The 25,646-nt window shown below is 70.9% G+C and carries 19 protein-coding genes; 12 read left to right on the top strand and 7 right to left on the bottom strand.

Features of this window, described 5'->3' with window-relative positions; all coding sequences use genetic code 11:
• Nucleotide 1: 1 nt before the first annotated feature.
• The 6 genes from RT282_RS01720 (at nt 2) to RT282_RS01695 (ending at nt 12,657) form a co-directional block, all read left to right on the top strand.
• Complete coding sequence (locus RT282_RS01720) at nt 2-1,897, top strand: ATP-binding protein (protein ID WP_313311425.1); 1,896 nt, start codon at nt 2-4, stop codon at nt 1,895-1,897.
• A complete protein-coding gene (locus tag RT282_RS01715) occupies nt 1,894-4,575 on the top strand; it encodes a DEAD/DEAH box helicase family protein (RefSeq protein WP_313311423.1) in 2,682 nt (893 codons plus the stop codon). Before RT282_RS01720 ends, RT282_RS01715 begins: the two co-directional genes overlap by 4 nt.
• Nucleotides 4,572-6,113, top strand: coding sequence for a polyamine aminopropyltransferase (locus RT282_RS01710; protein ID WP_313311421.1), 1,542 nt, complete (start codon nt 4,572-4,574; stop codon nt 6,111-6,113). The genes RT282_RS01715 and RT282_RS01710 overlap by 4 nt, the downstream gene beginning before the upstream one ends.
• 72 nt (nt 6,114-6,185) lie before the next feature.
• Entirely contained in the window at nt 6,186-9,929 is a 3,744-nt protein-coding gene (locus RT282_RS01705) for a PAS domain S-box protein (RefSeq protein WP_313311418.1), read from the top strand.
• 27 nt (nt 9,930-9,956) lie between these two features.
• The gene (locus tag RT282_RS01700) at nt 9,957-10,949 is read left to right on the top strand and encodes a two-component system response regulator (protein WP_313311416.1); all 993 of its coding nucleotides are present in this window, start codon (nt 9,957-9,959) and stop codon (nt 10,947-10,949) included.
• A 13-nt stretch (nt 10,950-10,962) separates the two neighbouring features.
• On the top strand, nt 10,963-12,657 hold the full coding sequence (locus tag RT282_RS01695; RefSeq protein ID WP_313311415.1) for an FAD-dependent oxidoreductase: 1,695 nt from the start codon (nt 10,963-10,965) through the stop codon (nt 12,655-12,657).
• A gap of 24 nt (nt 12,658-12,681) precedes the next feature.
• Here RT282_RS01695 and ggt read toward each other — a convergent pair whose 3' ends face one another.
• The gene (gene ggt / locus RT282_RS01690; protein ID WP_313311414.1) at nt 12,682-14,307 is read right to left on the bottom strand and encodes a gamma-glutamyltransferase; all 1,626 of its coding nucleotides are present in this window, start codon (nt 14,305-14,307) and stop codon (nt 12,682-12,684) included.
• Between the two features lie 10 nt (nt 14,308-14,317).
• Complete coding sequence (locus tag RT282_RS01685) at nt 14,318-15,304, bottom strand: tripartite tricarboxylate transporter substrate binding protein (RefSeq protein ID WP_313311412.1); 987 nt, start codon at nt 15,302-15,304, stop codon at nt 14,318-14,320.
• Nucleotides 15,305-15,411: 107 nt separating this feature from the next.
• Here RT282_RS01685 and RT282_RS01680 point away from each other — a divergent pair, with 107 nt between their 5' ends.
• Nucleotides 15,412-16,365 (top strand): LysR family transcriptional regulator, encoded by a 954-nt coding sequence (locus RT282_RS01680; protein WP_313311411.1) that lies wholly within the window; start codon nt 15,412-15,414, stop codon nt 16,363-16,365.
• Between the two features lie 228 nt (nt 16,366-16,593).
• On the opposite strand, the gene RT282_RS01675 is transcribed toward RT282_RS01680, so the two are convergent.
• From RT282_RS01675 to RT282_RS01660, 4 genes are all read right to left on the bottom strand, one after another.
• Nucleotides 16,594-17,364 (bottom strand): hypothetical protein, encoded by a 771-nt coding sequence (locus RT282_RS01675; protein WP_313311410.1) that lies wholly within the window; start codon nt 17,362-17,364, stop codon nt 16,594-16,596.
• A 35-nt stretch (nt 17,365-17,399) separates the two neighbouring features.
• Nucleotides 17,400-18,458 carry a hypothetical protein gene (locus RT282_RS01670; RefSeq protein WP_313311407.1) on the bottom strand — a complete coding sequence of 353 codons (1,059 nt, stop codon included), beginning with the start codon at nt 18,456-18,458 and terminating at the stop codon, nt 17,400-17,402.
• A 228-nt stretch (nt 18,459-18,686) separates the two neighbouring features.
• Complete coding sequence (locus RT282_RS01665) at nt 18,687-20,069, bottom strand: ferric reductase-like transmembrane domain-containing protein (RefSeq protein WP_313311405.1); 1,383 nt, start codon at nt 20,067-20,069, stop codon at nt 18,687-18,689.
• 35 nt (nt 20,070-20,104) lie between these two features.
• A complete protein-coding gene (locus RT282_RS01660) occupies nt 20,105-20,416 on the bottom strand; it encodes a PepSY domain-containing protein (RefSeq protein WP_313311403.1) in 312 nt (103 codons plus the stop codon).
• A 132-nt stretch (nt 20,417-20,548) separates the two neighbouring features.
• On the opposite strand from RT282_RS01660, the gene RT282_RS01655 reads away from it, so the two are divergent.
• The 3 genes from RT282_RS01655 (at nt 20,549) to RT282_RS01645 (ending at nt 22,975) form a co-directional block, all read left to right on the top strand.
• Nucleotides 20,549-20,869 (top strand): PepSY domain-containing protein, encoded by a 321-nt coding sequence (locus RT282_RS01655; protein WP_313311401.1) that lies wholly within the window; start codon nt 20,549-20,551, stop codon nt 20,867-20,869.
• A complete protein-coding gene (locus RT282_RS01650; protein WP_313311399.1) occupies nt 20,869-21,543 on the top strand; it encodes a response regulator transcription factor in 675 nt (224 codons plus the stop codon). The genes RT282_RS01655 and RT282_RS01650 overlap by 1 nt, the downstream gene beginning before the upstream one ends.
• A 61-nt stretch (nt 21,544-21,604) precedes the next feature.
• A complete protein-coding gene (locus tag RT282_RS01645) occupies nt 21,605-22,975 on the top strand; it encodes a sensor histidine kinase (RefSeq protein WP_313311398.1) in 1,371 nt (456 codons plus the stop codon).
• Nucleotides 22,976-23,060: 85 nt separating this feature from the next.
• Here RT282_RS01645 and RT282_RS01640 read toward each other — a convergent pair whose 3' ends face one another.
• Nucleotides 23,061-24,230 (bottom strand): hypothetical protein, encoded by a 1,170-nt coding sequence (locus tag RT282_RS01640; protein ID WP_313311396.1) that lies wholly within the window; start codon nt 24,228-24,230, stop codon nt 23,061-23,063.
• A gap of 107 nt (nt 24,231-24,337) precedes the next feature.
• Here RT282_RS01640 and RT282_RS01635 point away from each other — a divergent pair, with 107 nt between their 5' ends.
• Together RT282_RS01635 and RT282_RS01630 are read left to right on the top strand one after the other, a co-directional pair.
• The gene (locus RT282_RS01635) at nt 24,338-25,042 is read left to right on the top strand and encodes a riboflavin synthase subunit alpha (protein ID WP_313311394.1); all 705 of its coding nucleotides are present in this window, start codon (nt 24,338-24,340) and stop codon (nt 25,040-25,042) included.
• A complete protein-coding gene (locus RT282_RS01630) occupies nt 25,039-25,551 on the top strand; it encodes a GNAT family N-acetyltransferase (RefSeq protein WP_313311393.1) in 513 nt (170 codons plus the stop codon). Before RT282_RS01635 ends, RT282_RS01630 begins: the two co-directional genes overlap by 4 nt.
• Nucleotides 25,552-25,646 lie beyond the last annotated feature (95 nt).

Here is a 25,646-nt window from a genome sequence, read left to right as displayed (position 1 = left end):
GATGACCGCACAGGAGCTGCTGGAGAGCCTGAATCTGCTCGATGAAAACGAGCGCATCGAGGCCAAGCGCGCGCAGGAGGCTGGGCGTTCGCTGCTGGAGACCGTTTGCGCCTTTGCCAATGAACCCCATTTGGGCGGTGGCTGGCTGCTGCTGGGAGTGGCGCCCGACGAGCAGGCGCTGTTTCCCGGCTATGCGGTGGAAGGTGCGCCACACCCCGACAAGCTGAGTGCCGACCTGGCCAGCCAGTGCGCCACGGTGTTCAACCTGCCGCTGCGCGTGGAGATTCGCACCGAGGTGCTGGCGGGCGAGCCTGTCGTGGTGGTCTTCGTGCCCGAGGCCGCGCCGCAGGACAAGCCCCTCTATTTCAAGGCCACCGGGCTGCCCAAGGGGGCGTATCGGCGCATTGGCAGCACCGATCAGCGCTGCACCGAGGACGACCTGGAACTGCTGTACCAGTCGCGCCAGCGCGAGAGCTTCGACGCGGGGCTGGTGCCCGGCGCCGCACTGGAGGATTTTGACGAAAGCGCCATGGCCGACTACCGCCAGGCGCGGGCTGAGGCCAACCCCGATGCCGAGGAGCTGCGCTGGAGCGATACGGAGCTGTTGCAGGCCTTGCATGCGGTGCGGCGCGACGCGACCGGCGCATGGCAGCCCACGGTGGCCGGGTTGCTGCTGTTTGGCAAGGCGGCTGCCCTGCGTCGCTGCTTTCCCATGACGCGGGTGGACTACATCCGCGTGCCGGGGCGTGAATGGGTGCCGCACCCTGACCGCCGATTTGACACGGTGGAGCTGCGCGCGCCGCTGTTCACGCTGCTGCGCCGCACCCAGGCGGCCGTGCTGGATGATCTGCCCAAGGGCTTCGGTCTGGCGGAAGGCCAACTGCAACGCAGCGACACGCCCGTGATTCCGTTGCGCGCGCTGCGCGAAGCGTTGGTCAACGCCCTGATACACCGCAGCTACCGCGCGCAGGCGCCGGTGCAGGTGATTCGCTACGCCAACCGGCTGGAAATCCGCAACCCGGGCTTCTCGCTGAAGTCGCCCGACCATCTGGGCGAGCCTGGCTCCATGCCGCGCAATCCCCACATCGCCGCCGTATTGCACGAAACCCGCTTTGCCGAAACCAAGGGCAGCGGCATTCGGGCCATGCGCGAGGCCATGGAAAAGGCCGGGCTGGTGCCGCCCCTGTTCGAGTCCGATAGGGGGCAGGACCAGTTCAGCACGCTGTTTTTCTTTCACCACTTTCTGGGTGAGGGCGACATTCGCTGGCTGGCGCAGTTCAAGGAGCTGCAGCTGAGCGACGAAGAAGCCCGTGCCCTGGTCGTGGCCCGCGAGGCAGGGGCCATCGACAACGCCACCTACCGCGCCCTGAACAAGGTGGACACCCTGACTGCCAGCAGCGCGTTGGGCCGGTTGCGCGATGCCGGCCTGCTCAGCCAGCAGGGCCGGGGCTCGGCGACCTGGTACCAGCCCACGGAGAAGCTGTTAGGCAGTGCGCCAGGTGCTTCGATTGACAAGTTGGACGCACTATCCAGTAAGCCGGGGTGCTTATCCAGTATGCCGGACGGCTTATCCAGTAAGCCTGAGTGCTTATCCAGCAAGTTTGAAGAGGAGCGCAATGCATTGCTGGATGACATTCCAGGTCCATTGGCGGCTCGCATTGGGGCAATTGGCCGCCGCCATCCTCCGGAGCTGGTGCGCGAACTGGTAGTGGCACTTTGTAGCGTGCGGGATTGGCGGGCCGAAGAACTGGCTTTGTTGCTCAGCCGTAAGCCTGAAACTATCCGGCAAGACTATTTGCGCCCGCTGTTGGCGCAACGACGCATCGCCATGACCTTGCCGGACACGCCCAGCTCGCCGCAGCAGGCGTACCGCAGCAGTCAGGACAACCCGTCATGACCCTTCTCACACTCAAGTCCTACCAGGAGCAAGCGCTCAAGGCGCTGTCCGACTACGCCCTGGCCGCCCGGGTGCAGGGCGCGGCGCAGGCGTTTGCCGCTCAGGCCGGGCGTACCTACCAGGCCGGCGCCTTCGGCCCGGTGCCCTGCGTGTGCCTGCGCATCCCCACCGGCGGCGGCAAGACGGTGCTGGCGGCGCACGCCGTGCCGCTGCTGGCGCGCGACTGGATAGGGCAGGACGCTCCCGTGGCACTGTGGCTGGTACCCAGCGACGCGATCCGCACGCAGACGATGCATAGCCTGCAGACGCCCGGCCATCCGTATCGGGCGGCGCTGGTGGCGGCCTATGGCGAGGGGCTGCGGGTGTGTGCGCTGGAGGATGTGGCGCACATCGCCCCGCCGGACTGGGGGCACACCGCCGTGGTCGTAGTGGCCACCATCCAGAGTTTTCGCGTCGAGGACGCGGGGCAGCGCAATGTCTACAGCTTCTCCGAAAGCTTCGAGCGCCACTTCAAGGGCGTGCCGGAGCGCGCGCTGGCGCCGCTGCGCGCCCTGCCCGACGCCTTGGTCACGCCTGAGGACGCGGCGCGCGACGCGACCGGCGTGCTGGCAGGCTTTGTCGACCAGCCGCGCTGGAGCCTGGCGAACTGGCTGGCGTTGCAGCAGCCGCTGGTGATCGTGGACGAGGCGCACAACGCCAAAACCGACAAGAGCTTCACCGCCCTGCAGCGCCTGAACCCGAGCTTCATCCTGGAGCTGACGGCCACGCCCCTGCCCGCGCAGACCAATGTGCTCTACCACGTCAGCGCACAAGAACTCGCGGCCGAGGACATGATCAAGCTGCCCATCGTGCTGGCCGAGCATGCCGAGGGCTGGCCCGCCGCTGTATTCGCCGCCGTGCAGACACAGCGCCAGCTGGAGGCCGAGGCGCTGAAGGACGAAGCTGCCGGCGCGGGCTATGTGCGTCCCATCGTGCTGTTCCAGGCGCACAATGCAGGCGAGGAGATGCCGCCCGACAAGCTGCGCGACTACCTAGTGCAGGAATTGAACCTGCCCGCGCAGCACATCGTAGTGGCGACGGGCAAGGAGCGCGGCCTGGACGACATCCGCCTGGCCGCGCGCGACTGCCCGGTGCGCTACGTGATCACCGTGCAGGCCCTGCGCGAGGGCTGGGACTGCCCCTTCGCCTATGTGCTGTGCAGCCTGCAAAAGCTCAGCAGCGCTACGGCGGTCGAGCAGCTTCTGGGGCGCGTGCTGCGCATGCCGTATGCGCAGCGGCGCGGCCGCGAGGCGCTCAACCGCGCCTACGCCCATGTCTGCGCGGCCTCGTTCTCGCAGGCGGCGCACGCGCTGGCGGACCGGCTCATCGGGCACATGGGCTTCGAGGCGCTGGATGTGGCCAGCATGCTGGCCGCGCCCGCCAGCCTGCCGCTGTGGGAGGGACTGGAGCCAAATTACCCTGCAGTGCCCGTACAGCAAGCGCCGATAGGTACCATTTTTGAAACGATCACACCGACGCCGGAGCTGCTGGCTCAGCCCGGCGTACAGGCGTTGCCGCAAGGCACGGGCTTGCGTGTGCTGGCGCATATCGGCCAGGACACCGAAACCCTGCTGCTGGCCCAGGTGCGCGGCGCGAAGAAGCAGGAACAGCTGCGCCAGCAGGTGGCGCAGCACAACGCCCTGGCAGCCGCGCAGGCCGCGCCCGCCACGCGCGGCGCGGCTTTCGCGCCCCTGCCGCGCCTGGCCTATCGGGCCGATGCGCAGGCCCCGCTGTGGCCGCTGGAGCGCGAAGCGGTGCTGGAGGCGGTCGAGGTCGATTGGCTCTCACCCCACGCCGTGCAGCTGAGCGGGTTTCAGGAGGTACAGGAGCCCGACCTGTTCGAGATCGGCCTGGAGCGCCAGCGCGTGACCCTGCGCCTGGCCGATGGCACGCAGATGCCCATGGATTGGCACGGCAGCAGTATCGATGCCCAGACCCTGGTCGGCTGGCTGGACCAGTCGCTGTTCAAACCCCTTGCCGACCTGACGCAGGTCCAGCGGCGGGCCTATCTCACGGCTGTGGTCCACCACCAGCTACACGCCTGCAACGTACCGCTGGTGGCGCTGGCGCAGGGGCGCTTCCGCCTGGCGCGGGCCATCGAGCAGCACGCCGCCGAGCTGCGCCAGAACGCGGCGCAGCGTGCGTTCCGGCAGAAGGTGCTGGGCGAGGGCGATGCGAACGGAGCGTGGCTGGTGGAGACCGACTGGACGCAGCCGCACGTGTTCAAGCCCGGCCGCTATCCGGCGCCCGCGGCCACGCGCTATGCGGGGCGCTACCGTTTCGCCAGGCATTACTTTCCGGTGCTCGCCGACCTCAAGGCAAGCGGCGAGGAGTTTGCTTGCGCCCAGCTCATCGACCGGCACCCGCGCGTGCGCCACTGGGTACGCAACCTGGACACTGCTCCGTGCGGCTTTGCGCTGCCGACCTCGCGTGGACGCTTTTTCGCCGATTTCGTCGCTGAATTGCAGGATGGCCGCGTGGCACTGCTGGAGTACAAGGGCCTGCTGCAGCATGAGCCCTACGAGCTGGAAAAGCGCCAGGTTGGTGAACTGTGGGCGCGCGCCAGCGGTGGCCGCGCGGTGTTCGGCTGGCTGACGAGGGACGGCCTGGCGCAGCAACTGGATGCTGCCCTGGCATGAACGTTCCGGCCCTGCCTGCCACCCCCCGGCCGCTGGACGTCGCCCTGCTCGCCAGCGTCTTCGTCATCGCCGCCTGCGGGCTGCTGTACGAGCTGGCGGCCGGCGCCCTGGCGTCGTACCTGCTGGGCGACTCGGTGCTGCAGTTCTCCACCATCATCGGCACCTATCTGTTCGCCATGGGTGTGGGCTCGTGGCTGTCGCGCTATTTCGAGCGGCAGCTGCCGGCGCACTTCCTGCGCATCGAATTGCTCGTGGCGTTGGTGGGCGGGGCGCTGCCTGCGACGCTTTTCATCGCGCACGCCTACGTGCCCGGGGCCTTTCGGGTGCTGCTGTACGGCATGGTGCTGCTGGTGGGCACGCTCGTCGGCCTGGAGATCCCGCTGGTCATGCGCATCCTGAAGCGCAACGTGCAGCTGAAAGACCTGGTCAGCCAGGTGCTGACCTTCGACTACCTCGGCGCGCTGGCGGTGTCGCTGGCGTTTCCGCTGCTCTTGGTGCCGCAACTGGGGCTGGTGCGCACAGGGCTGCTGTTCGGCTTCATGAACGCGGCGGTGGCGGTGTGGGCGCTGTGGCTGTTCCGCCATGAGCTGCGGCGCCTGCGCGCGCACGCGCTGGCCTGCGCGGCAGTGCTGGCCGCGCTGGGGGCGGGCCTCGCGGGCGCCGAGCACATCACGCGCTTCGCCGAAGACCGCTTCTACCAGGACCACATCGTGGCCAGCCACAGCTCGCCCTACCAGCGCATCGTGCTGACGCAGGGGCGCCAGGGCCTGCGCCTGTACCTGAACGGCAACCTGCAGTTCGCCGAGAGCGACGAGTATCGCTACCACGAGGCGCTGGTGCACCCGGCCATGGCCGCGCACGGCGCACCCCGGCGCGTGGCGGTACTGGGCGGGGGCGACGGCATGGCGGTGCGCGAGATCCTCAAGTACCCCGGCGTCGAGTCGGTCACGCTGGTCGAGCTGGACCCGGCCATGACGCGGCTGTTCGCCGAGCATCCGCTGCTGCGCCGCCTGAACGGCGACGCGCTGCACGACGCGCGCGTGCGGGTGGTCAACCAGGACGCCTTCCAGTGGCTGCAGCAGCCGGGGCTGGAGCCGTTCGACGTGATCGTGGTGGACTTTCCCGACCCGACCAACTTCGCCATCGGCAAGCTCTACACCAACAGCTTCTATGCCCTGCTGGACCAGCGCCTGGCCGCCAGCGGCTATGCCGTGGTGCAGACCACTTCGCCGCTGATCGCGCGCAAGAGCTTCTGGACGGTGGTGGCCACCATCGAGTCGGTGGGCCTGGGCGCAACGCCCTACCACGCGCACGTGCCCAGCTTCGGCGAATGGGGCTTCGTCATCGCCGGCCACCGGCCCTGGCGCCAGCCGCCGGCGCTGCCCGCGGGGCTGCGCTTTCTGGACCTGCCGTCGCTGGCGCCGCTGCTCGATTTTCCGCGCGACATGGCGCGCGTGCCCGCCGAGGTCAACCGCCTGTCCAACCAGGTGCTGGTGCACACCTACGAGCAGGAGTGGGGCCGCGTGCTGGGGCATTGAGCACGAATATGTAATTTCGTTTCAGGCCCTTCACAATGCAACCGATATACCGGGCTGCCTTGGTAACTTTTCATGCTTGACTCCTTTTTCGCCAGCGGCCTGGAGCCTTATCCGCTGCTGTGGCGCCAGCACAGCCCGCTGCTGGTGCTGCTGTCGGTGCTGCTGTCCATCTCGGCGTCCGTGGTGGCGCTGCACATGGCAGCGCTGGCACGGCGCGCGGCCGGCGCCGGCACGCGGCACACGGCGCTGGCCTCGGGCACGCTGGCGCTGGGCGCGGGCATTTGGGCCATGCACTTCGTGGCCATGCTGGCCTTTCAGGTGTGCGCCCAAGGGCGCTTTGACCGCTGGACCACCGCCTGGTCCATCCTGCCCAGCCTGGGCGCGTCCTGGGTGGCGCTGCGCATGCTGGCACAGCCGCGCATCCGTCTGCGGGTACTCATCGGCAGCGGGGTGCTGGTGGGCGCAGGCATCGGAGCCATGCACTACATCGGCATGCAGGCCTCCGACATCGCGCCCATCCTGCGCTACGACCCGCTGGGGTTTGCCATGTCCATCGGCGTGGCAGTGCTGCTGGCGGTGGTGGCGCTGTGGGTGCGCTTCGGCCTGCGCGGCCGCTGGCTGAAACACCGCGCGCTGGCCACCGTGCTGGCCGGGACGGTGATGGGCGTGGCCATCAGCGGCATGCATTACACCGGCATGGCCGCGATCCGCTTCGTGCAGCCGGTGGACAGCCTGCGCCCGCCCGATGACGCCGCGGCCGTGCAGTTCGGGCTGCCGGTGGCCATCGTGGTGGTCACGCTGGCGCTGTTCCTGCTGGCGCTAGCCATCAACGTGAACCTGCGCTACCGCCAGATGCTGCGCCAGACGCAGGCCAGCGAATCACGCCAGCGCGCCGTGCTGGAAACCGCCGTGGACGGCATCGTCATGATCGACGGCCACGGCATCGTGCAGTCGTTCAACCCGGCGGCCGAGCGGCTGTTCGGCTGGCGCGCCGACGAGGTGGTGGGGCGCAACGTCAACATGCTCATGCCCGAGCCCTACCGCTCGGCGCACGACGGCTACCTGCATGCCCACCTGAGCACCGGGGTGCGGCGCATCATCGGCTCCGGCCGCGAGGTCGAGGCGCTGCGCAAGAACGGCACGCGCATGCCCATGCGCCTGGCCGTGGGGCGGGTGGAGCACGGCGGCGAGCCGCTGTTCGTCGGCTTCCTGACCGACCTGAGCGCGTACAAGGCGCTGCAGCGCGAGCGCGAGCACGGCCAGGAGCAGCTGCGCTCACTCATGGCCAACCTGCCGGGCGTGGCCTTTCGCTGCCGCATCGAAGGCCAGTGGCCCATGCTGGTGATCAGCGAGGCCGTGCAGGCGCTGACGGGCTGGAGCGCCCAGGACTTCCTGGACGGGCGCGTGCATTTCGGCCAGCTCATCCACCCGGCCGATGCGCAGGCCACCGCCGGGCCGCTGCAGCAGGCGCTGCAGGCCGGCCGGCCCTACCGGCTGGAATACCGCATCACCACGCGCGACGGGCAAACGCGCTGGGTGGCCGAGCACGGGCGCGGCGTGCCGGACGAGGACGGCACCGCGCGCCTGCTGGACGGCGTGATCCTGGACATCACCGAGAACAAGGCGCGCAACGCCGAGTTCGCCGGCATCGTGGCGGCCATCGGCCGCTCGCAGGCGGCGGCGGAGTTCGACCTGGAAGGCCGCCTGACCGGCGCCAACACCCACTACCTGGCCCTGATGGGCTACACGCTGGACGAAGTGCGGGGCCAGCCGCACGCCCTGTTCTGCGCGCCGCAGTACGGCCACAGCCCAGACTACCAGGCGTTCTGGCAGGCCCTGGCGCGCGGCGAGTTCAGGAGCGGGGAGTTCCAGCGCTTCGCCAAGGGCGGGCGCGAGGTCTGGCTGCACGCCAACTACAACCCGGTCTTCGACGCCGAGGGCAAGGTCGCCAAGGTCATCAAGTTCGCCACCGACCTGTCGCAGCGCCGCGCCATGGTGCAGGACCTGCGCGCCGCCAAGGAGCGCGCCGAGGCGGCCGCCGCCGCGCGCAGCACCTTCCTGGCCAACATGAGCCACGAGATCCGCACGCCCATGAACGCCATCATCGGCTTTACCGAGGCGCTGCTGGACTCGCCCCTGGAAGCCGGCCAGCGCCGCCACCTGGGGATAGTGCAGCACTCGGCGCGCTCCATGCTGCGCCTGCTCAACGACATCCTGGACACGGCCAAGCTGGAAAAGGGCGCCGTGGAGCTGGAGACCGCCCCCTTCAGCCTGCGCGAGCTGTGCGAGCAGATGCTGGCCTCGCTGCGCATCACCGCGGCCAGAAAGGGCCTGGCGCTGGAGCTGGACTACCCAGCACAAGTACCCGAATTCTGGCTGGGCGACGCCTTCCGGCTGCAGCAGATCATGCTCAACCTGATGGGCAACGCGCTCAAGTTCACCCACCAGGGTGGTGTGACGCTGCGCGTGCGCGGCACGGGCGGCGCGCTGGCGCTGGCCGTGCAGGACACGGGCATCGGCATGGACGAGCAGGGCCTCAAGCGCATCTTCGAGCCCTTCTCGCAGGCCGACGCCTCCACCACGCGCCGCTACGGCGGCACCGGCCTGGGCACCACCATCGCGCGCCAGCTGGCCGAGCTGATGCACGGGCGCATCGAAGTGCAGAGCAGCCCCGGCCAGGGCAGCACCTTCAGCGTGCACCTGCCGCTGCCCGAGGCGCCGCCGCCTGCCGCCGCCGCGCACCCGGCCGACGCCGCTGCGCCCGCCCCGGCGCTGACCCCGCTGCGCGTGCTGGCGGTGGACGACGTTCCGGCCAACCTGGAGCTGCTGGAGCTTCTGCTGTCGCGCGGCGGCCACCACGTGGCGCAGGCGGACAGCGGCGCCCAGGCCGTGCAGCGCTTCGCGCAGGAGCGCTTCGACCTGGTGCTGATGGATCTGCAGATGCCCGACATGGACGGCCTGCAGGCCACGCGCCTGATGCGCGAGCACGAGCGCGCCCAGGGCCAGCGGCCCACGCCCATCGTCGCCCTGTCGGCCAGCGTGCTGGAGCAGGACCGGCGCAACGCCCGTGCCGCCGGCATGGACGGCTTCGCCGGCAAGCCGCTGCAGCCCCAGCAGCTGATGGCCGAGATCGTGCGCGTGCTGGGCGTGGCGCCGCTGCCTGGCACGGCCGAGCCGGCGCACACGCCGGATGCGGATGCGGCTGACGAGCACGCCCTGCCCGCCATCGACTGGGACCGCGGGGTGCGCCTGTGGACGCAGGCGGGCTTTCTGCGCACCGCCATCGAGCGCTTCCTGGAGGACGGTCCGGCGCAGCTGGCCGCGCTGCGCGCCGCCGCCGGTGCGGGCGACGCGCCGGCCCTGGCCGCCGGCGCGCACCGCCTGCGCGGCGCCGCGGCCAACCTGGCCCTGGCCGCCGTGCACCGCAGCGCCGAGCAGCTGGAGGCTGCCGCGACCGCCGCAGACGGCGGGCACACCGCCTGGCCCGCCCTGCTGGACGCGCTGGAGGGCGCCCTGGGCGGTGTGCGCGCGGCCCTGGCCAGCGTGGCCGCGCCCGACGCAGCACCCGCGCCCACACCCGCGCCGGCGGGCCGGCTCGGCGCCCAGGCCTGCGCCGAGGTGCGCGCCGCCATCGACGCCCTGGCCCCCGCCCTGGCCATGGGGGAACTGCCCGCCGGCCCCGTGGCCCTGCTGGAGCAGCACCTGAGCGCCACACAAATGGGGGCGCTGCGCGATGCGCTGGAGCGCTTCGACTTCGACCAGGCGCGCCAGCACCTGGACACCCTGCGCGGCCACATCTGGCCGCAATGCTCCTGAACCGTACCGGACTGCCCCAGAAAGCCCATGACGCCCGCCGAAGACCTCCGCCCGCGGCTGCTGCTCGTCGACGACGAGCCCACCAACCTGCACGTGCTGCGCCATGTACTGGAGGCCGACTACCGCCTGCTGTTCGCCACCGACGGCGCCCGCGCCCTGGAGATCGCACGCAGCCAGCAGCCCCAGCTCGTCGTGCTGGACGTGATGATGCCGGGCATGGATGGCTACGCCGTGTGCGCCGCGCTCAAGGCCGACCCGGCCACCGCCGCCATCCCCGTCATCTTCGTGACCGCACTGGCCGACCCGCAGGACGAGGCGCGGGGCTTTGACACCGGCGGCGTGGACTACATCACCAAGCCCATCAGCGCCGCCACGGTACGCGCGCGGGTGCGCAACCACCTGTCTCTCGTGCGCCTGCAGGAGCTGCGCGACACGCGCCTGCAGCTGGTGCAGCGGCTGGGCCGCGCCGCCGAGTACAAGGACAACGAGACCGGCATGCACGTCATCCGCATGAGCCACTTTGCCCGCCTGCTGGCGCTGGCGCTGGGCTGCAGCGCGGCCTGGGCGGAGGACCTGCTGAACGCCGCGCCCATGCACGACGTGGGCAAGATCGGCATCCCCGACGCCGTGCTGCGCAAGCCCGGGCCGCTGGACGCGCAGGAGTGGGACGTGATGCGCACCCATCCCGAAATCGGTGCGCAGATCATCGGCGAGCACCCGGGCGGCCTGCTGGCCATGGCCCGCACCATCGCCTTGCAGCACCACGAGAAGTGGGACGGCAGCGGCTACCCGCAGGGGCTGGCCGGCGAGGCCATCGCGCTGGAGGCACGCATCGTCGCCCTGGCCGACGTGTTCGACGCGCTGACCTCCGAGCGGCCCTACAAGCGCGCCTGGACGCCCGAGGCCGCCATGGCCCACATCCAGGAGCAGGCCGGCCGGCACTTCGACCCGGCGCTGGCCGAGCGCTTCCAGGCCCTGCTGCCCCAGCTGCTGGAGATCCGCCAGCGCTGGGCCGACTGAAAAAGCCATCGGCATGCGCCGGCGCGACCTCCTGGCCGCCGCCCCGCTGCTGGCCCTGGCCGGCTGCCAGGACGCGCGCCCGTCCTTGGCCGGCGGCTGGCAGGGCGCGGACCTGGCGCGCGGCCACGCGCTGCGCGAGCGCCTGGCCCAGGGCCTGGCCCTGACACCCGATGTGCAGCGGCGCACCGGTGTGCTGATTGCCGGTGCCGGCGTGGCCGGGCTGGCGGCGGCGCGCGCCCTGCGGCTGGCCGGCAGGCACGACGTGGCAGTGCTGGAGCTGCAGGACACGCCCGGCGGCAACAGCCGCGCCGGCAGCCTGCAGGGCCTGCCCTGCCCCCTGGGCGCGCACTACCTGCCCGTGCCCGGCGACGCGGCCGCCGAGGTGCAGGACCTGCTGCAGGAGCTGGGCCTGCGCCAGCGCATCGCCGGGCGCTGGCACTACGGCGGCGAGCAGGGCCGCCACCTGGTGCACAGCCCGCAGGAACGGCTGTACCTGCACGGCCACTGGCAGGAAGGGCTGCTGCCCGTGCAGGGCGTGGGGGGCGCCACGCTGGCGCAGTACCGGCGCTTCGGCCAGCGCGTGGCCGAGCTGTCGCGCACCGCGCCCTTCGCCATGCCGGCGCTGAAAAACTGGAAGCCAAATCAGCCCCTAGCGCCCGTCCACCAAGCGCTGGACGCTATGGTTTTTGATGAATGGCTGGCGCGCGAGGGCCTCCATGACGCCTACCTGCGCTGGTACCTGGACTACTGCTGCCGCGACGACTACGGCGCCGGCACGGCCCGCGTGTCGGCCTGGGCCGGCATCCACTATTTCGCCAGCCGGCACGGCTTTGCCGCGCCGGGAGAGGCCGCGCACAGCGAAGACGACGCCGGCGTGCTGACCTGGCCCGAGGGCAACGGCTGGCTCACCGCCCGCCTGGCCGCGCCGCTGATCGAAGGCGGCCAGCTCTTCACCGGCCGGGGCGTGCTGCGCATTGCCGAGCGCCGCCACGGCGTGGAGGTGGACGCGCTGGACCACGCCAGCGGCCGCGTCGAGCGCTGGCAGGCCGGGCGCTGCATCGTCGCCCTGCCCGCCTTCATGGCCGCGCGCGTGGTGGCCGAGGGCGCGCCCGCCTTCCTGCCCGAGGCCGCGCGGCGCCTGCGCTGGGCGCCCTGGCTGGTGGCCAACGTGCACCTGGACCGTCCCCTGGCCGACGCGCCCGGCGCCGCCCCGGCCTGGGACAACGTGCTGTACGCCGACCCCGTGCCCGGCGGCCTGGGCTACGTGGACGCCGGCCACCAGCGCCTGGCCGGCGCCGCGCTGCTGGCCCGCCCCACGGTGCTGACCTACTACCAGGCCCTGGGCGACGTGCCGGATGCGCGCCGGCAGTTGGAGAGCGCGCCCTGGACGCACTGGGCCGGCGCCATCGCCGCGTCGCTGGGCGCGGCCCACCCCGACCTGGCCGAGCGCGCCACGCGCATGGAGCTGACGCGCTACGGCCATGCCATGGCTGTCCCCCTGCCGGGCACGCAGGCGTTTTTAAGCCAAATCGGCCTGCAGCGCCCGTCCACCAAGCGCCGGCAGCTATCAAATGGAGAGCGCATCGGCGTGCTGCCCACGCCCGGCACGCAGCGCCTGCTGTTCGCCCATGCCGACTGGTCGGGCTACTCGGTGTTCGAGGAGGCCTTCACGCGCGGGCACCACGCAGGCCTGGCGGCGGCGGCCTGACGCGGCGCACCGCCCCCTTCCCTGTTACGGCAGGCGCAACTGGTAGGCCACGCCGTCGCGCCCCGGGTCGGCGCCGCCGTGCAGCCCGTCCGCGCACACCTGCACGGCGTGCACCCAGCCGATGGTGTAGTTGTAGGGGTTGCGGCGCACCGTATAGCCATCCGCCTCCAGCTGCCGCGTGGTGTGGCGCGGGATGCGATTGCACACGTCGATGGCGTTGCTGGTGGAGGAAAAGCGCGGCGCGCTGACGGCGGCCTGCATCTCCATGCCGTGGTCGATCACGTTCAGCAGCACCTGTAGCACGCCCATGGCGATCTGCGTGCCGCCGGGCGCGCCCAGCACCACGTCCAGCTGGCCGTCTTGTGTGAACGTCATGGTCGGGCAGGACGAGGTGAAGCGGCTCTTGCCCGGCCGGATGCTGCCGGCGCGGCCCGGACGCGGGTCGAACACGCCCATGCAGCCGTTGTAGAAGAAGCCCATGCCCGGCGTGACGATGCCCGACGGCATGGCCAGCGAGTGGGTCATGGAGACGGCGTTGCCGTCGCCATCCACCACGCTCAGGTGGGTGGTGTCGCGCGGCACGGGGGCGCCCGGGTTCACCCGCTCCACGCTGAAACGCTGGCCGGCGCGGATCTGCGCCGCCGCCTCGCGCGCCAGGTCCTTGCTCAGCAGCTGCTGCAGCGGCACGTCGAAGAACTTGGGGTCGCCAATGAAGCGGTCCTTGTCCGCGGTGGCCTTCTTCATGGCCTCGCAGACCAGGCGGATGTACTCGGGGCCGTTGTGCTCCAGGGCACCCAGGTCGAACGGCTCCAGGATGTTCAGCATCTGCAGCAGCATGGCGCCACCGCCGGGGGGCTGGTTGGTGGCCACGGTGCGGCCCCGGTAGCTGCCCACCAGCGGCGCGTTGCGCGTGACTTCGTACTGCGCCAGGTCCTCCAGCGTGATCAGGGCGCCCAGCGACTGCAGGTGCGCCACCATTTGCCGTGCCAGGTCGCCCCGGTAGAAGGGCTCGGAGCCTTCCTCGGCGATCTGGCGCAGCACGCGGGCCATGCCGTCGTTGCGCAGCGGCGCGCCGATGGGCTTGGGCCGACCGTCGGGGCGGCAGTACAGCTGGCGGCTGTCCTCGCAGTACTGCAGGCGCTCCAGGTTGCCCACGCGGCCCATGGTGGGCTCGTCGATCCAGAAGGCGTGCATGCCGGGGCGCACGAAGAAGCCGTCCTCGGCCCAGCGGATGGCGGGCTCGACCACCTGCTTCCACGGCAGGCGGCCGTGCGCGCGGTGCAGGGCCTCCAGGCCCTTGAGCGTGGCGGGCGTGCCGATGGACTGCGGGCCGATGTCGTTGACCCGGCCCTTGAGGATGAAGCCGAAGCCGTCGGGGGTCTCGCCCTCCAGCAGGTCCTGCCACATGTCCTCGCGCGCGGCCAGCGGCGCGGGCGAGTGGAAGTCGAAGTACTCGTGCACCCGCTCGCCCGGCTTGTACACCGCGGCCGTGCCGAAGCCGGCGATCCCGCACATCAGCGGATCGACCACCGTCTGGGCCAGCGCCGTGGCCACGGCGGCGTCCACCGCGTTGCCGCCCGCGCGCAGGATGTCGATGCCCGACTCGGCCGCTTCCGGCTGCGGGCAGACCACCATGGCTTGTTGCGTCATGGGCGGGTCCTTACTTGCTGCTCAGGTCCAGCTTTTGCAGCGCCGGGCCCCAGGCCTTGGTGTCGCGCGCGGCGGTCTCCATGACCAGCGAGGCCGGGCCGGAGACGGGCATCACGCCCATGGTCTTGAGCTTGGCCTGCACGTCGGGGCTGCTGTGGAAGGCCTCTGTGGCCTTGTTGAGCTTTTCGATGATGTCGGCGGGCGTGCCGGCGCGCGCCACGATGCCGCTCCAGCCCATGTTGTCGAAGTCTTTCACGCCCAGCTCGCTGGCGGTGGGCACCTCGGGCAGCTCGGGCACGCGCTGGGGCGAGAGCACGGCCAGCGGGTTGAGCTTGCCGTTCTTGATGTGCGGCAGGGCCGTGCCGTACACCGGGGCCATGACCTCGGTCTGCCCGCCGATGGTGGCCAGGATGCCGTCGGCCTCGCCCTTGTAGGGGATGTGCGTCATGCGGACGCCCAGGGCCTCGGACACCAGCTCCACCGCCAGGTGGGTGGAGTTGCCCAGGCCGGCGGAGGCGAAGTTCAGCTTGCCCGGTTCGGCCTTGGCCTTGGCCATCAGCTCTTTGAGCGACGTGATGCCCGTGGCCGGGTTGGCCGTCAGCACGAAGGGCACGGTGGTCAGCATGGCCACGCCGGTGAAGTCCTTCTCCGGGTTGTAGGGCAGGGGCTTGTAGGTGAACTGGTTGAGCACCATCAACGACACGCTGCCGTACAGCAGGGTGTAGCCGTCGGCCGGCTGGTTCAGCGCGTTCTGCGCGGCGATGATGCCGCCGCCGCCGGGCTTGTTTTCCACCACGATGGTGCCGCCGATGGCCTTGCCGGCATGCTCGGCCCACAGGCGGGCGATGGTGTCGGAGCTGCCGCCCGGCGCCTGCGAGACGACGAGCTTGACGGGCCGGCTGGGGTAGGCGCCCTGCGCGTGCGCGGCGCTCGCCAGGGTGGCCGCGGCGGCGGCGCCCAGCAGGAGCTTGGAGACGAGGTTCGGGGCTTGGGTCACGGGCGTTCCCTCTACGGATGGTGGAAATTAAAGGATGAGCACATTGTCATGACGACCCGCGCCGTCCGCCTAGTGAAAAGGCACAATGGATGCATGAAGGTTTACTCATGATCGACCGCTCGCAGGCCACCTCCTGGGCGCGCCGCTTGAAGGTGCGGCACCTGGAATCCTTCCTGGTGCTGGAGGAAGCCGGCACGCTGACGGAGGCCGCGGCGCGGCTGCACATGACGCAGTCGGCCATGTCGCACTGGCTGGCCGAGATGGAGGCCGTGGTGGGCACGCCGCTGGTGGTGCGCGGGCGCCGGGTGCAGCTGACGCCGGCCGGGCACCTGCTCAAGCGCCTGGCCGTCGGCGTGCTGGGCGACATCGCCCGCACCGGCCGCGAGATGCACGCCGTGGCCGAGGGCCGCGTGCCGCGGCTGAACGTGGGCAGCGTCTGGGCCGGCATCGCCGGCGGCCTGCCCGAGGCGGTGAGCGCCTTCCAGCAGGACCACGCGGATGTGCTCGTGTCCATCCACGACGGGCCCTTCGACAACCTGCTGGGCGGCCTGGAGACACGCGCGCTGGACGCCGTCATCGGCGTACTGGACGCACGCGCCCACCGCCCCGGGCTGGAGCACCGCGTGCTGTTCGAGGACCGCGTGGCCATCGTCATCGGCCAGGGCAGCCGCCACTGGGGCCGCAGCGCCGGCTTGGGCTTTGCCGACCTGCTGCACGAGAACTGGGTCATGCCGCCCGGCGGCACGCTCACGCGCATCCAGATGGACGCCTTCCTGATCGCGCAGGAGGCGTCGTGGCTGGTGCCGAAGGCCGAGACGGCGTCGCTGGCCATGATGCAGGCGCTGCTGCACAAGGGCGACTACGTGGGCGTGTGCTCCGAGTCCATGGCCGACTACATGGCATCGCTGGGCCTGCTGCAAAAGATCAGCATCGACGCCGGCATCCGCTTCGGGCCGATCACGGTGGTATGGAAACGCGAACACGCCTCGGCCACGCTGATGGACTTCGTGGACTGCCTGGTGGCTCACGCGTCGGCCCGCCAGCGGCCCCCGGCGCCGTGAGCCGGGCCGGGGGACCGCGACCGCGCACTTGGTGCAGCGCTTAATAGCGCTGCTCCGCCCAGGGGCCTGCGGCGCCTGTTGTTCGTCCATACCAACCGGTCCGGCTGCACAGTGTCACGGCGTTTTATAGCGCCTTCGCCGGCGTTGGGCGGCTCAAAGGTGGCCTGACGGAGCGCGCCGCGCCGCCGCAGCCCCGACACGTCGGCATGGGGGCCGCTCCTTATTCTTCTAAAACCGCTTGACAGCCTGCAGCTGAGCGCCCCAGTGATTCTGTTCAAAACGCGGCTGCATCGCGGCGCCGGCAGGCACACCGCTGCGTGTGAGCGTTCGAACCGATCCTGCTGCGGTGCGCTCGTGCTGCACCGACAACGCAGCCTTCGCAGACCAGCCGCGCTCGTCGGGCGCTGCCCCGCCGACCAGTTCCAGTGACAACGCCGCCATGCGGTGATTGCCGAGCGGCAGCCGGGCCGTGTCGAACCCCGGCAGTTGCACCCGCACCCGGCCCTGCGGGCCGCCTCCCAGCCAGGCCGTGGCCGATAGTTGCCAACGCGCGGCCAGTGCGACGCTGTAGCGCACCCCTGCCGCCATTTGCGCGTAACGGTAACGTTCAGAGTAGCCGCGCACCACGCCGACACTGTCAATGTCTCGGGCAATGGTGCGATGCGCCAACTGCGCCCCCAGCGCCCAGCCCTCGTGCACCGGTAGCCACCCTTGCAAGGTAGCTTGCTGCGTGTGCAGGTGGCTGGTGGTCTGCAGAGGCGCCTGGGTGTTAGTGATGCCGTCGTAGGCCCGACTGCCCTGGCCTGCACTCCACTCGGCCCGCCAGTCAATGCCCGCACAGCGCGCGGTGAGGGTCAGCCCGACCGTGCGCAACGTGCCGCGCTCACGCAGCAGCGAGCGGCCATCGGCGAACTCCTGCCAGTGGCTGCGCTGCACACCTGCGACAGCACCGAGCGTCGGCGTGTCACAGGGGGTGGCAAACGCGGCGGCACAGGCCATTGCCGCAAGTGCGGCAAGGCATAGCCGCCCGGCTATCAAAGCAGCTCGCCCCAGGGCTTGGTAACGCTCGTCTCATAGATGCCATTACCGTCGGCATCCAGTTCAATGCGCACAGAGGCCGCATCCACTGCCGTGACGCGCACCTTGGCGCCAGCCGCACCGGTTATGGTGGCCTCGCCCTTGCCTGGGTAGCGCTGCGAGCTGAGGGTGACGAATGGCTGGCGCGTCTCGATGGCAATCGATTTCGACTGCAGCGAGGAGCTGAACAGTACGCCGTTGGCGGACGAAGCCCAGTCACTCAGCGTGCCATTGGGGGTAACCTTCAGGGCAGCTTCGTAGTTTTTCAACGTCTGCGAGGTCGACTGCCCACCGTGGGTCGCGGAAGCAGAGAACTGCGGCGTAGTCAGCGAACGCGCCTGCTGGCTGCGCGACTTCGCGTCATATGTCAGGCTGACGGAGCCATTGCCGGTGATCTGCGACGCTGCGGACTGCACCGACAGGTTGCCGTACTCGAGCGTGGCCGACAACGTGAACGGGAAACCGTCAGGATCGCCCGTGACTTGATGGAAGGTGATGCTGAGCCTGCCGTTGAGCAGATCGCCGCCTTCACGGCAGTTGTTGGCCATGATCGACACCGAATCACCGCCGTCGAGTTCCAGATTATTGTTGCGATCGTTGATGGACAGGGTGAGCGTGCCGCCATTCTCGCAACGCTCGGACTCGGTATGCACGGCTGCAGTCGCCACAGGCGCCCTGGCAAACCAGCCGCGCGCTTTGGCCAGTTGGTCTTCGCCCACGCGCAGCAACGCCTGGGAGTCGCTGACCTGGGCACCCATAACGAAATCGACCGAGTTCAGCAGATACGCATTGGCGCTCAAGGCTTCCTGCGCGACCGCCACATAGTTGGCCTGGGTCAAGCTGGCCTGTGTACCCTGGCCCGGGTTCGGATTCGGATTCGGATTCGGATTCGGGGTTTGTTCCGTGCCCGTACCGGGGCCGGAGCCGTTCCCATCGGTATTGTTGTCAGAACCGCTGCCGCCTCCGCAAGCAGCAAGCAGGGCGGCGGAAGCAATCAAGCCGATGACCAAGCGCATTTTGTTTCCTTAATTTTCAAAAATATCAATTTAGAAACAAAATATTACATCAGTCTTACGCCCTACACAGCTATGGGTTGCTCAGGAATTTTCCTTTCTGCGCTCGAAGACTCAGATGGCGCCGACATTACTTTGGATCGACCACGGTTGAGGCGCGGCCATGCTATGGAACTCGCGGATTGACTGGTGGCCCCGGCGCCGTGAGCCGGGCCGGGGGCGGGCCTGGCGTCAGCGCATGGCGAAGGACTCGCGGTGCAGGCGCCAGGGGTGTGGGCCGTCGGCATGGGCGCGCAGCGCGTCGCCCAGGCCTTGGGGGCCGCAGAACCAGATGTCCAGCGGGCCGGGGATGGCCTCCAGGTCCTGCGGTCGCAGGCGCTGGCCCTGGGCCTCGCCGTGCACTGTGAGGGTGACAGTCGGCCGGGCCTCGGCGCACAGCTCGCGCAGGCGCGGCAGCAGCGGGTCGGCCGCCGCGTCGCGGGTGCAGTAGTGCATGTGCACCGGCTGCAAAGCAGCCCGGGTGGGCGCGGAGCCGCCCTGGCGCGCCTCCAGCAGCGCCAGGAAGGGCGTGATGCCCACGCCGCCGGCCACCCACACCTGCTGGCGCCGCTGGCGGCCACGGCCATCGAAGCGGCCGTAGGGGCCTTCGATGTCCACGGGCTGGCCTGGGCGCAGCCGACGGCCCAGGGTGCGGGTGTAGTCGCCCAGCGGTTTGATGATCAGGCGCAGCAGCGGCTCGCCGGCATCGCTCATGCCCAGGCTGCCGGGGGCGCTGGCGATGGTGAAGGGGTGTTGCCCCTCGGCGCGGTCAAAGCGCACGAAGGCGAACTGCCCCGCGCGGTGTCCGGGCCAGCTGGCCGGTAGCGCACAAACCACCTCGACGGGGGCCAGCGGGCCACCGTCGCCCAGCACGCGCACCGCATGGATGCGCCCCGCGTGGCTGCGCGCCCGGCCGACCCGGCCCGCCAGCGACCACAGCGCCGCCAGGCTGCCCAACGCCAACAGCGCGCCCGTGAGAAGGCCCAGCGGCAGCGCCCAGAACGCCAGCGGCATCAGCGCCACCGTGTGCAGCGCCAGCGCCAGGAACAGCAGCGGCATGACCCGGTGCAGCAGGCGCCAGGGCTGGTAGGCCAGCAGCCGGGTCAGCAGCGTGAGGGCCACCAGGGCCAGCAGCAGGTAGAACGCCCATTCGCCCACGTCCTTGGCAGGACCGCGCAGCTCGGCGAACCAGGGCAGTACGGCGTCGCGCGCCGGGCGGCCGGCGCGGCCCCACAGGGCGCTGATCCAGCCGCTGGACTCCTTGGCGCCCCAGTGCGCCACGGCCGTGAGGGCGGCGCCCACGCCCGCCCACTTGTGCAGACGGTAGACCTGGTCCATGCCGCCCAGCGGGCGTTCCAGCCAGGGCAGGCGCAGCGCCAGCAGCAGGGCCAGCGACATCAGGCCGATGCTCCACAGCCCGCTGAGGTACAGGGCGTGGCGGCGCAGCTGCCACCAGCCCGGGGCTGCACCCTCGGCGTCGACCAGCGGCTGCAGGCCTGGACCGACCGCTGCCACGGCCAGCCAGGCCAGGGTGATGGCCAGCAGCCAGATGCCGAGAACGGCCTTGATGCGCATGGTGTCCTCCTTCTTTTTTGTGGGTGATCAGGCGGTCAGTTGCGGCGGCCGCGCACGCGGCTGCTTTCCACGGCGCCGGTGGTGGCGTTCACGTACAGCTTCACGCGCTCGCCCTGGGCGTTGCCGGCCTTGACCTCGTAGCGGCCGTGGTCCCACTCGATCTCGCGGATGTCGCGGTAGCCGGCGGCCTCCATGCGGTCGTAGATGTCGCGCACGGTCAGGGGAGCGGCGGCCGGCGCCTGCACCGCGGCGGGAGCGGTGGCGGGGACCTGGGCCTGGACGGCGCCCCCAGCCAGGACGGTGCTGGCGACAGTGGCGACGAGAAAGCGGTGAAGGGTGGATTGCATGGTGGTGACTCCTGGTTGAATGGCCTGGCACGGCGCCCTGCCTGCGGGAAATTCTCAAAAACCCGCCGTGAACCCTTGCTGAAGGCGGCGTTCATCGCCGGTTCATAGGGCAGCGCGTATAAAACCCGACCTATGACCGTCCGCCGCCTTCTTCTCGCTCCACTCGCCCTGGCCCTGGGCGTGCTGGGCACGGGCCCTGCGCCGGCCAGCGAGAGCGACCACGAGCTGGCCCGCCAGGCCCTGCAGCAGGGCCAGGTGCTGCCGCTGCGCCAGGTGCTGGACAAGGTGGAGCGCGAATACCAGGGCCAGGTGCTCAAGATCGAGTTCGAGCGCGAGGACGGCCGCTACCTCTACGAAATCCGCCTGCTGCAGAACGACGGACGCATGGCCAAGCTGAAGGTGGACGCGGTCGACGGCCGCGTGCTCAAGATCAAGCGCAAGGGAGAGCATTGATGCGCATCCTGGTCGTGGAGGACGAGCCCACCCTGTGCGCCCAGCTGGTGCAGGCCATCGCCGGCGCCGGCCATACGGTGGAATCCGCCGGCGACGGAGTGCAGGGCCACTATCTGGGCGACGTGGAGAGCTTCGACGCCGTGGTGCTGGACCTGGGCCTGCCCCAGCTGGACGGCCTGTCGGTGCTACGCCGCTGGCGCGCCGCTGGACGCGACATGCCGGTGCTCATCCTCACGGCGCGCGGCGGTTGGCAGGACAAGGTGGCCGGCATGGATGCGGGCGCCGACGACTACCTGGCCAAGCCGTTTCACATGGAGGAACTGCTGGCGCGCCTGCGCGCCCTGCTGCGCCGCGTGGGCGGGCACGCCAGCGCGCAGTGGCAGTGCGGCCCGATCTGGCTGGACTCGCGCCAGGCGCGGGTGCTGGTCGACGGCCAGGCGCTGGCGCTGACCAGCCACGAGTTCAAGCTGCTGTCGCTGCTGATGCAGCGCAAGGGCGAAGTGCTGTCGCGCACCGAGCTGGCCGAGCGTCTGTACCCGCACGACAGCGAGCGCGACTCCAACACCATCGAGGTCTTCGTGGGCCGCCTGCGCAAGAAGCTGCCGGGCGGCTGCATCGAAACCGTGCGCGGCCTGGGCTACCGGCTGGCCGAGCCCGGCACCCCACCGGCATGAGCGCCGCGCCGGGCCGCCTCCAGCCAGCTCGCGCCGCAGTGCGCAGCACGGAGGCCGCCCCATGAGCGCGGCGCGCGCGCCCTCGCTGCGCCTGCGCCTGCTGGCCGGCACGCTGGCCTGGATGCTGCTCAGCATCGCGCTGGCCGGCTGGGCGCTGCGGGCGCTGTTCCAGGACCACATCACCCAGCAGCTGCAGGCGCAGCTGGTGGTGCAGCTGGACCAGCTCAGCGCCGCCGTGGACTGGTCGCCCCAGGGCGGCGCCAGCGTGGCGCCCATGGCCACCGACCCACGCCTGGCGCAGCCGCTGTCGGGCCTGTATTGGCAGGTGGACCAGGTGGGCGCGGCGCCGCAGGCCGCGGTGGCGCGCTCGCGCTCGCTGTGGGACCAGGTGCTGGCGCTGCCGCCCGTGCCGGGCGACTACCCCGCGCGCGGCTACCGCGTGCTGCAGCTGCACGATGCGCAGGGCCATGCGCTGCTGTCCGTGGCGCGCACTCTGCAACTGCCCGAGGACGACGCCCCGCCGCTGCGCCTGGTCGTGGCGGGCGACACGGCCCTGCTGGCCGAGCCGCTGCAGCGTTTCACCCACCTGCTGCTGATCGCACTGGGCCTGCTGGCGCTGGGCCTGGCCATCGCCGTGGCGGTGCAGTTGCAGCTGGCACTGCGCCCGCTGCAACTGCTGCGCGAGCAGCTGGCCACCGTGCGCGGCGGGCGCGCCGCGCGGCTGGAGGGGTGCTTCCCGCAGGAGCTGCAGCCGCTGGTCAATGAGTTCAACCATGTGCTGGCCGAGAACGCCGACATGGTGCAGCGCGCGCGCACCCAGGCGGGCAACCTGGCGCATGCGGTGCACACGCCGCTGTCCATCCTGGCGAATGCCGCGGCACAAGAGAGCACGCCGCTGGCGCAGCTGGTGACCGAGCAGGTGGCCAGCGCGCGCCGCCAGGTGGACTACCACCTCGCCCGCGCCCGTGCCGCCGCCGCCGTGCGCGCCACCGGGCTGCGCACGCCGGTGCTGGCGCCGCTGCAGGCCCTGCTGCGCACCATGCAGCGCCTGCATGCCGACCGGCAGCTCGCCTTCGAGCTGGCACCGCAGGCGCAGGACGGCGCCTTTCGCGGCGAGGAGCAGGATCTGTACGAACTGCTGGGCAACCTGATCGACAACGCCGGCAAGTGGGCGCGCACGCGCGTGGTGGTGGATGTGCGGCGCGAGGGCGATCTGCTGTGCTTCACCGTGGACGACGACGGCCCCGGTATTCCCGAAGCGCTGCGCGACCGCATGTTCGAGCGCGGCGTGCAGCTGGACGAGCAGCGCCCCGGCTCGGGCCTGGGGCTGGACATCGTGCGCGCGCTGGCGCAGACCTATGGCGGCAGCGTGCAGGCGCAGGCCTCGCCGCTGGGCGGGGCGCGGCTGCGGCTGTGCCTGCCGTCAGCCTGAGCCGCGCAGCAAGCCACCCGATTCATCTAATTTGATAGCGGTCCGCGCTTGTCCAGCAAGGTCCGACGCCCGGTTTGACCCACAATCATTCGAACAGCCCGGCGGGCCTTCCCACGACGCCCGGCGGCCCCTTGTGCGCCTGCGCCTGCCCGCGCAGCCAACGCCTGAGCCCGGCCTCGTCCTGCACGCGCTGCAGGTCGCGCTCCAGCGTCTCGGCCGCATCCTGCAGCTGCTGCTGGCGCGTCTGCAGCTGCGCGGCCAACACCTCGGGCGCCTGGCGCGCGGACACTTGCACGCCCAGCTCGTGCGCCAGGCGCGCCTCGGCCTGGGCCAGCGCCTTGTCCAGCATGCCCACCTGGCGCTGCAGCAGCAGCGACAAGGAGGCCAGGCGCTCGTCGCCCAGGCGGGCGATGGCGGCGCCATCCACCTGCTCGGCGGCCAGCTGCAGGCGCAGCAGGGCCAGCAGGTCGCCGCGCTCGTGGGCAGTGTTGGCCTGGCTCATCAGCGCCTGCTTGCGCTCGCGCTGGGCCGGGTCGCCCTCGCGGTCGGGGTGCAGGGCGCTGGCAAGCTGCCGGTAGATGGTGCGCTGCGCGGCGCGCGCGTCCTGCGCCTGGGCCTGCTCCTGCGCCTGGCGCGGCGTGAGCTTGCGCCGCGCGCGGCGCTCGGCCCGGCGCTCGGCGGCGGCCTGGCGCCGCTGCTGGTCCTGGCGCAACAGGGCGGCCAGCAGCTGCTCGGCCGTGCGGATGCCGGCCAGGTCGGGCAGCTCGGGCCGCTGGCCGGTCAGCTCTTCGACGTGCTGCAGCAGTGCCTCGATCTCGCCACGCTCCAGCCCCGGCTCGGGCTGCGGCGGCAGGTGCTGGCGCTGCAGCTGCTGCCAATGCGCGGCCCGGGCCGGGTCCGCCGGCGCCGGGGCCGCGCGCAGCAGGCCGCGCAGGCACTCGCGCGCCGTGCGCTGCAGGGCCGGCGCTAGGCCGTCCTGGTCCTGCTGCAGGCGCTCGTGCAGGAGGAACGCCATCGCCTGCTGCGCCTGTGCCACGCGCCGCTGCAGCGCGTCCATGCGCTGCAGGTGCGGGGCGCGCAGCTGGTCGGCCTGCTGCTGCAGGCCTTCCAACAGACGCTCCAGGCCGTTCACCCGCTCCAGCAGGCGGTTGAACTTTTGCTGCGCGGCGTTCAAACGCTGCGCGTCGGGGTGGGCGGCCTGCAGGCGCGCCAGGGCGCCGGCGGCAGAGGGTTCGGACGGATCGGGGGCGGTCATCGGAGCGGGCGCGGGGCAGGCGGAGCGCGGCATTGTCCCCCGTGGCCCCTGCGCCGGCACCCGGGTGGCACAATCGCCGGCCCTGCATCCACGGCCCTGCATCCAGCATGTTCACAGGCATCGTCCAGGCCACGGCGGGCATCGCCGCCATCCACGACCGCGCCGGCCTGCGCACCTTCACCCTCGAATTCCCCGAAGGCTTCTGCCAGGATTTGGCCATAGGCGCCAGCGTGTCGGTCGATGGCGTGTGCCTGACGGTGACCGAGCTGGTCTCGCCCACGCAGGCGCGCTTCGACGTAATGCAGCAAAGCCTGAACATCACCACGCTGGGCCAGTACGCTCAGGGCGACCGGGTGAACGTCGAGCGCGCGGCCAAGGAGGGCGCGGAGATCGGCGGGCATCCGCTGTCGGGCCACATCGACTTCACCGCGCGGCTGGACAGCGTGCGCGAGTTCGACAACAACCTGGTCTGGCGCGTGGCCGTGCCCGAGTCGCACCGCCGCTACATCTTCGCCAAGGGCTACATCGCCATCCACGGCGCCAGCCTGACGGTGGCCGAGGTGGACCGCGCCGCCGGCTGGTTCGAGGTCTGGCTGATCCCCGAGACGCGCCGCGCCACGGTGTTCGAGGGCAAGCGCGCGGGCGACAGCCTGAACATCGAGATCGAGCGCAGCACCCAGGTGGTCGTGGACACCGTGCGCGAGGCCGTGCACGAGAGCCTCGGCCAGCTGGCGCCGGTGCTGCAGGCGCTGCTGGCCGAGCGCGGCCAGTCGCTGGACGATTACCTGCCGCGGCCCGGACTGCCGCGGTGACGGCCGGCGCCCCGCGCCCACTGCAGGCGCGCGACCTGCCCGGGCTGCTGGCGGTGCAGCAGGCCTGCTACGGCGCTGCCTTCGTCGAGGGTGCCGAGGTGTTTGCGCGCCGACTGGCCAGCCCGGCCCACCGCTCGCTGGTGCTGGAGCGCGGCGGCCGCGTGGCCGCCTATCTGGTGGCCTATGCCTCGCGACTGGGGCACGTCACGCCGCTGCACGGCGACTTCCAGCCGCACGCCGCGCCGGACACGCTGTACCTGCACGACATGGCCGTGCTGCCCCAGTGCGCCGGGCAGGGGCTGTCGGGCGGGCTGCTGGCGCAGGCGCTGGCACAAGCGCGCGCCGAAGGGCTGCGGCACACGGCGCTGGTGTCGGTGCAGGGCTCGCAGGGCTACTGGGCGCGCCACGGCTATGCCGCCCACCCCGTGCCCGCCGCGGCCCAGCGCGCGCACCTGGCCAGCTATGGCGCCGGAGCGTCCTACCTGGCCCGAACGCTCTGCATTTCATAGCTGGCAGCGCTGATCAGCAGCCGATTTCAGGTTATTTTTTGCCTGCAACCCAGGCGTGACATGCGCCAGCAGCTATCATTGTGATAGCGCTGGCG

The sequence above is a fragment of the Pulveribacter sp. genome (assembly GCF_032079985.1).
Taxonomy (GTDB): domain Bacteria; phylum Pseudomonadota; class Gammaproteobacteria; order Burkholderiales; family Burkholderiaceae_C; genus Melaminivora.
Note: the sequence above shows the minus strand (reverse complement) of the source record. Positions and strands in the feature narration are given on the sequence as shown.

Bases quoted from the DNA above. Each gene is read 5' to 3' on its own strand.
- RT282_RS01720 (WP_313311425.1), top strand. From the start codon at position 2: ATGACCGCACAGGAGCTGCTGGAGAGCCTGAATCTGCTCGATGAAAAC.
- RT282_RS01715 (WP_313311423.1), top strand. From the start codon at position 1,894: ATGACCCTTCTCACACTCAAGTCCTACCAGGAGCAAGCGCTCAAGGCG.
- RT282_RS01710 (WP_313311421.1), top strand. From the start codon at position 4,572: ATGAACGTTCCGGCCCTGCCTGCCACCCCCCGGCCGCTGGACGTCGCC.
- RT282_RS01705 (WP_313311418.1), top strand. From the start codon at position 6,186: ATGCTTGACTCCTTTTTCGCCAGCGGCCTGGAGCCTTATCCGCTGCTG.
- RT282_RS01700 (WP_313311416.1), top strand. From the start codon at position 9,957: ATGACGCCCGCCGAAGACCTCCGCCCGCGGCTGCTGCTCGTCGACGAC.
- RT282_RS01695 (WP_313311415.1), top strand. From the start codon at position 10,963: ATGCGCCGGCGCGACCTCCTGGCCGCCGCCCCGCTGCTGGCCCTGGCC.
- ggt (WP_313311414.1), bottom strand. From the start codon at position 14,307: ATGACGCAACAAGCCATGGTGGTCTGCCCGCAGCCGGAAGCGGCCGAG.
- RT282_RS01680 (WP_313311411.1), top strand. From the start codon at position 15,412: ATGATCGACCGCTCGCAGGCCACCTCCTGGGCGCGCCGCTTGAAGGTG.
- RT282_RS01675 (WP_313311410.1), bottom strand. From the start codon at position 17,364: ATGGCCTGTGCCGCCGCGTTTGCCACCCCCTGTGACACGCCGACGCTC.
- RT282_RS01670 (WP_313311407.1), bottom strand. From the start codon at position 18,458: ATGCGCTTGGTCATCGGCTTGATTGCTTCCGCCGCCCTGCTTGCTGCT.
- RT282_RS01665 (WP_313311405.1), bottom strand. From the start codon at position 20,069: ATGCGCATCAAGGCCGTTCTCGGCATCTGGCTGCTGGCCATCACCCTG.
- RT282_RS01660 (WP_313311403.1), bottom strand. From the start codon at position 20,416: ATGCAATCCACCCTTCACCGCTTTCTCGTCGCCACTGTCGCCAGCACC.
- RT282_RS01655 (WP_313311401.1), top strand. From the start codon at position 20,549: ATGACCGTCCGCCGCCTTCTTCTCGCTCCACTCGCCCTGGCCCTGGGC.
- RT282_RS01650 (WP_313311399.1), top strand. From the start codon at position 20,869: ATGCGCATCCTGGTCGTGGAGGACGAGCCCACCCTGTGCGCCCAGCTG.
- RT282_RS01645 (WP_313311398.1), top strand. From the start codon at position 21,605: ATGAGCGCGGCGCGCGCGCCCTCGCTGCGCCTGCGCCTGCTGGCCGGC.
- RT282_RS01640 (WP_313311396.1), bottom strand. From the start codon at position 24,230: ATGACCGCCCCCGATCCGTCCGAACCCTCTGCCGCCGGCGCCCTGGCG.
- RT282_RS01635 (WP_313311394.1), top strand. From the start codon at position 24,338: ATGTTCACAGGCATCGTCCAGGCCACGGCGGGCATCGCCGCCATCCAC.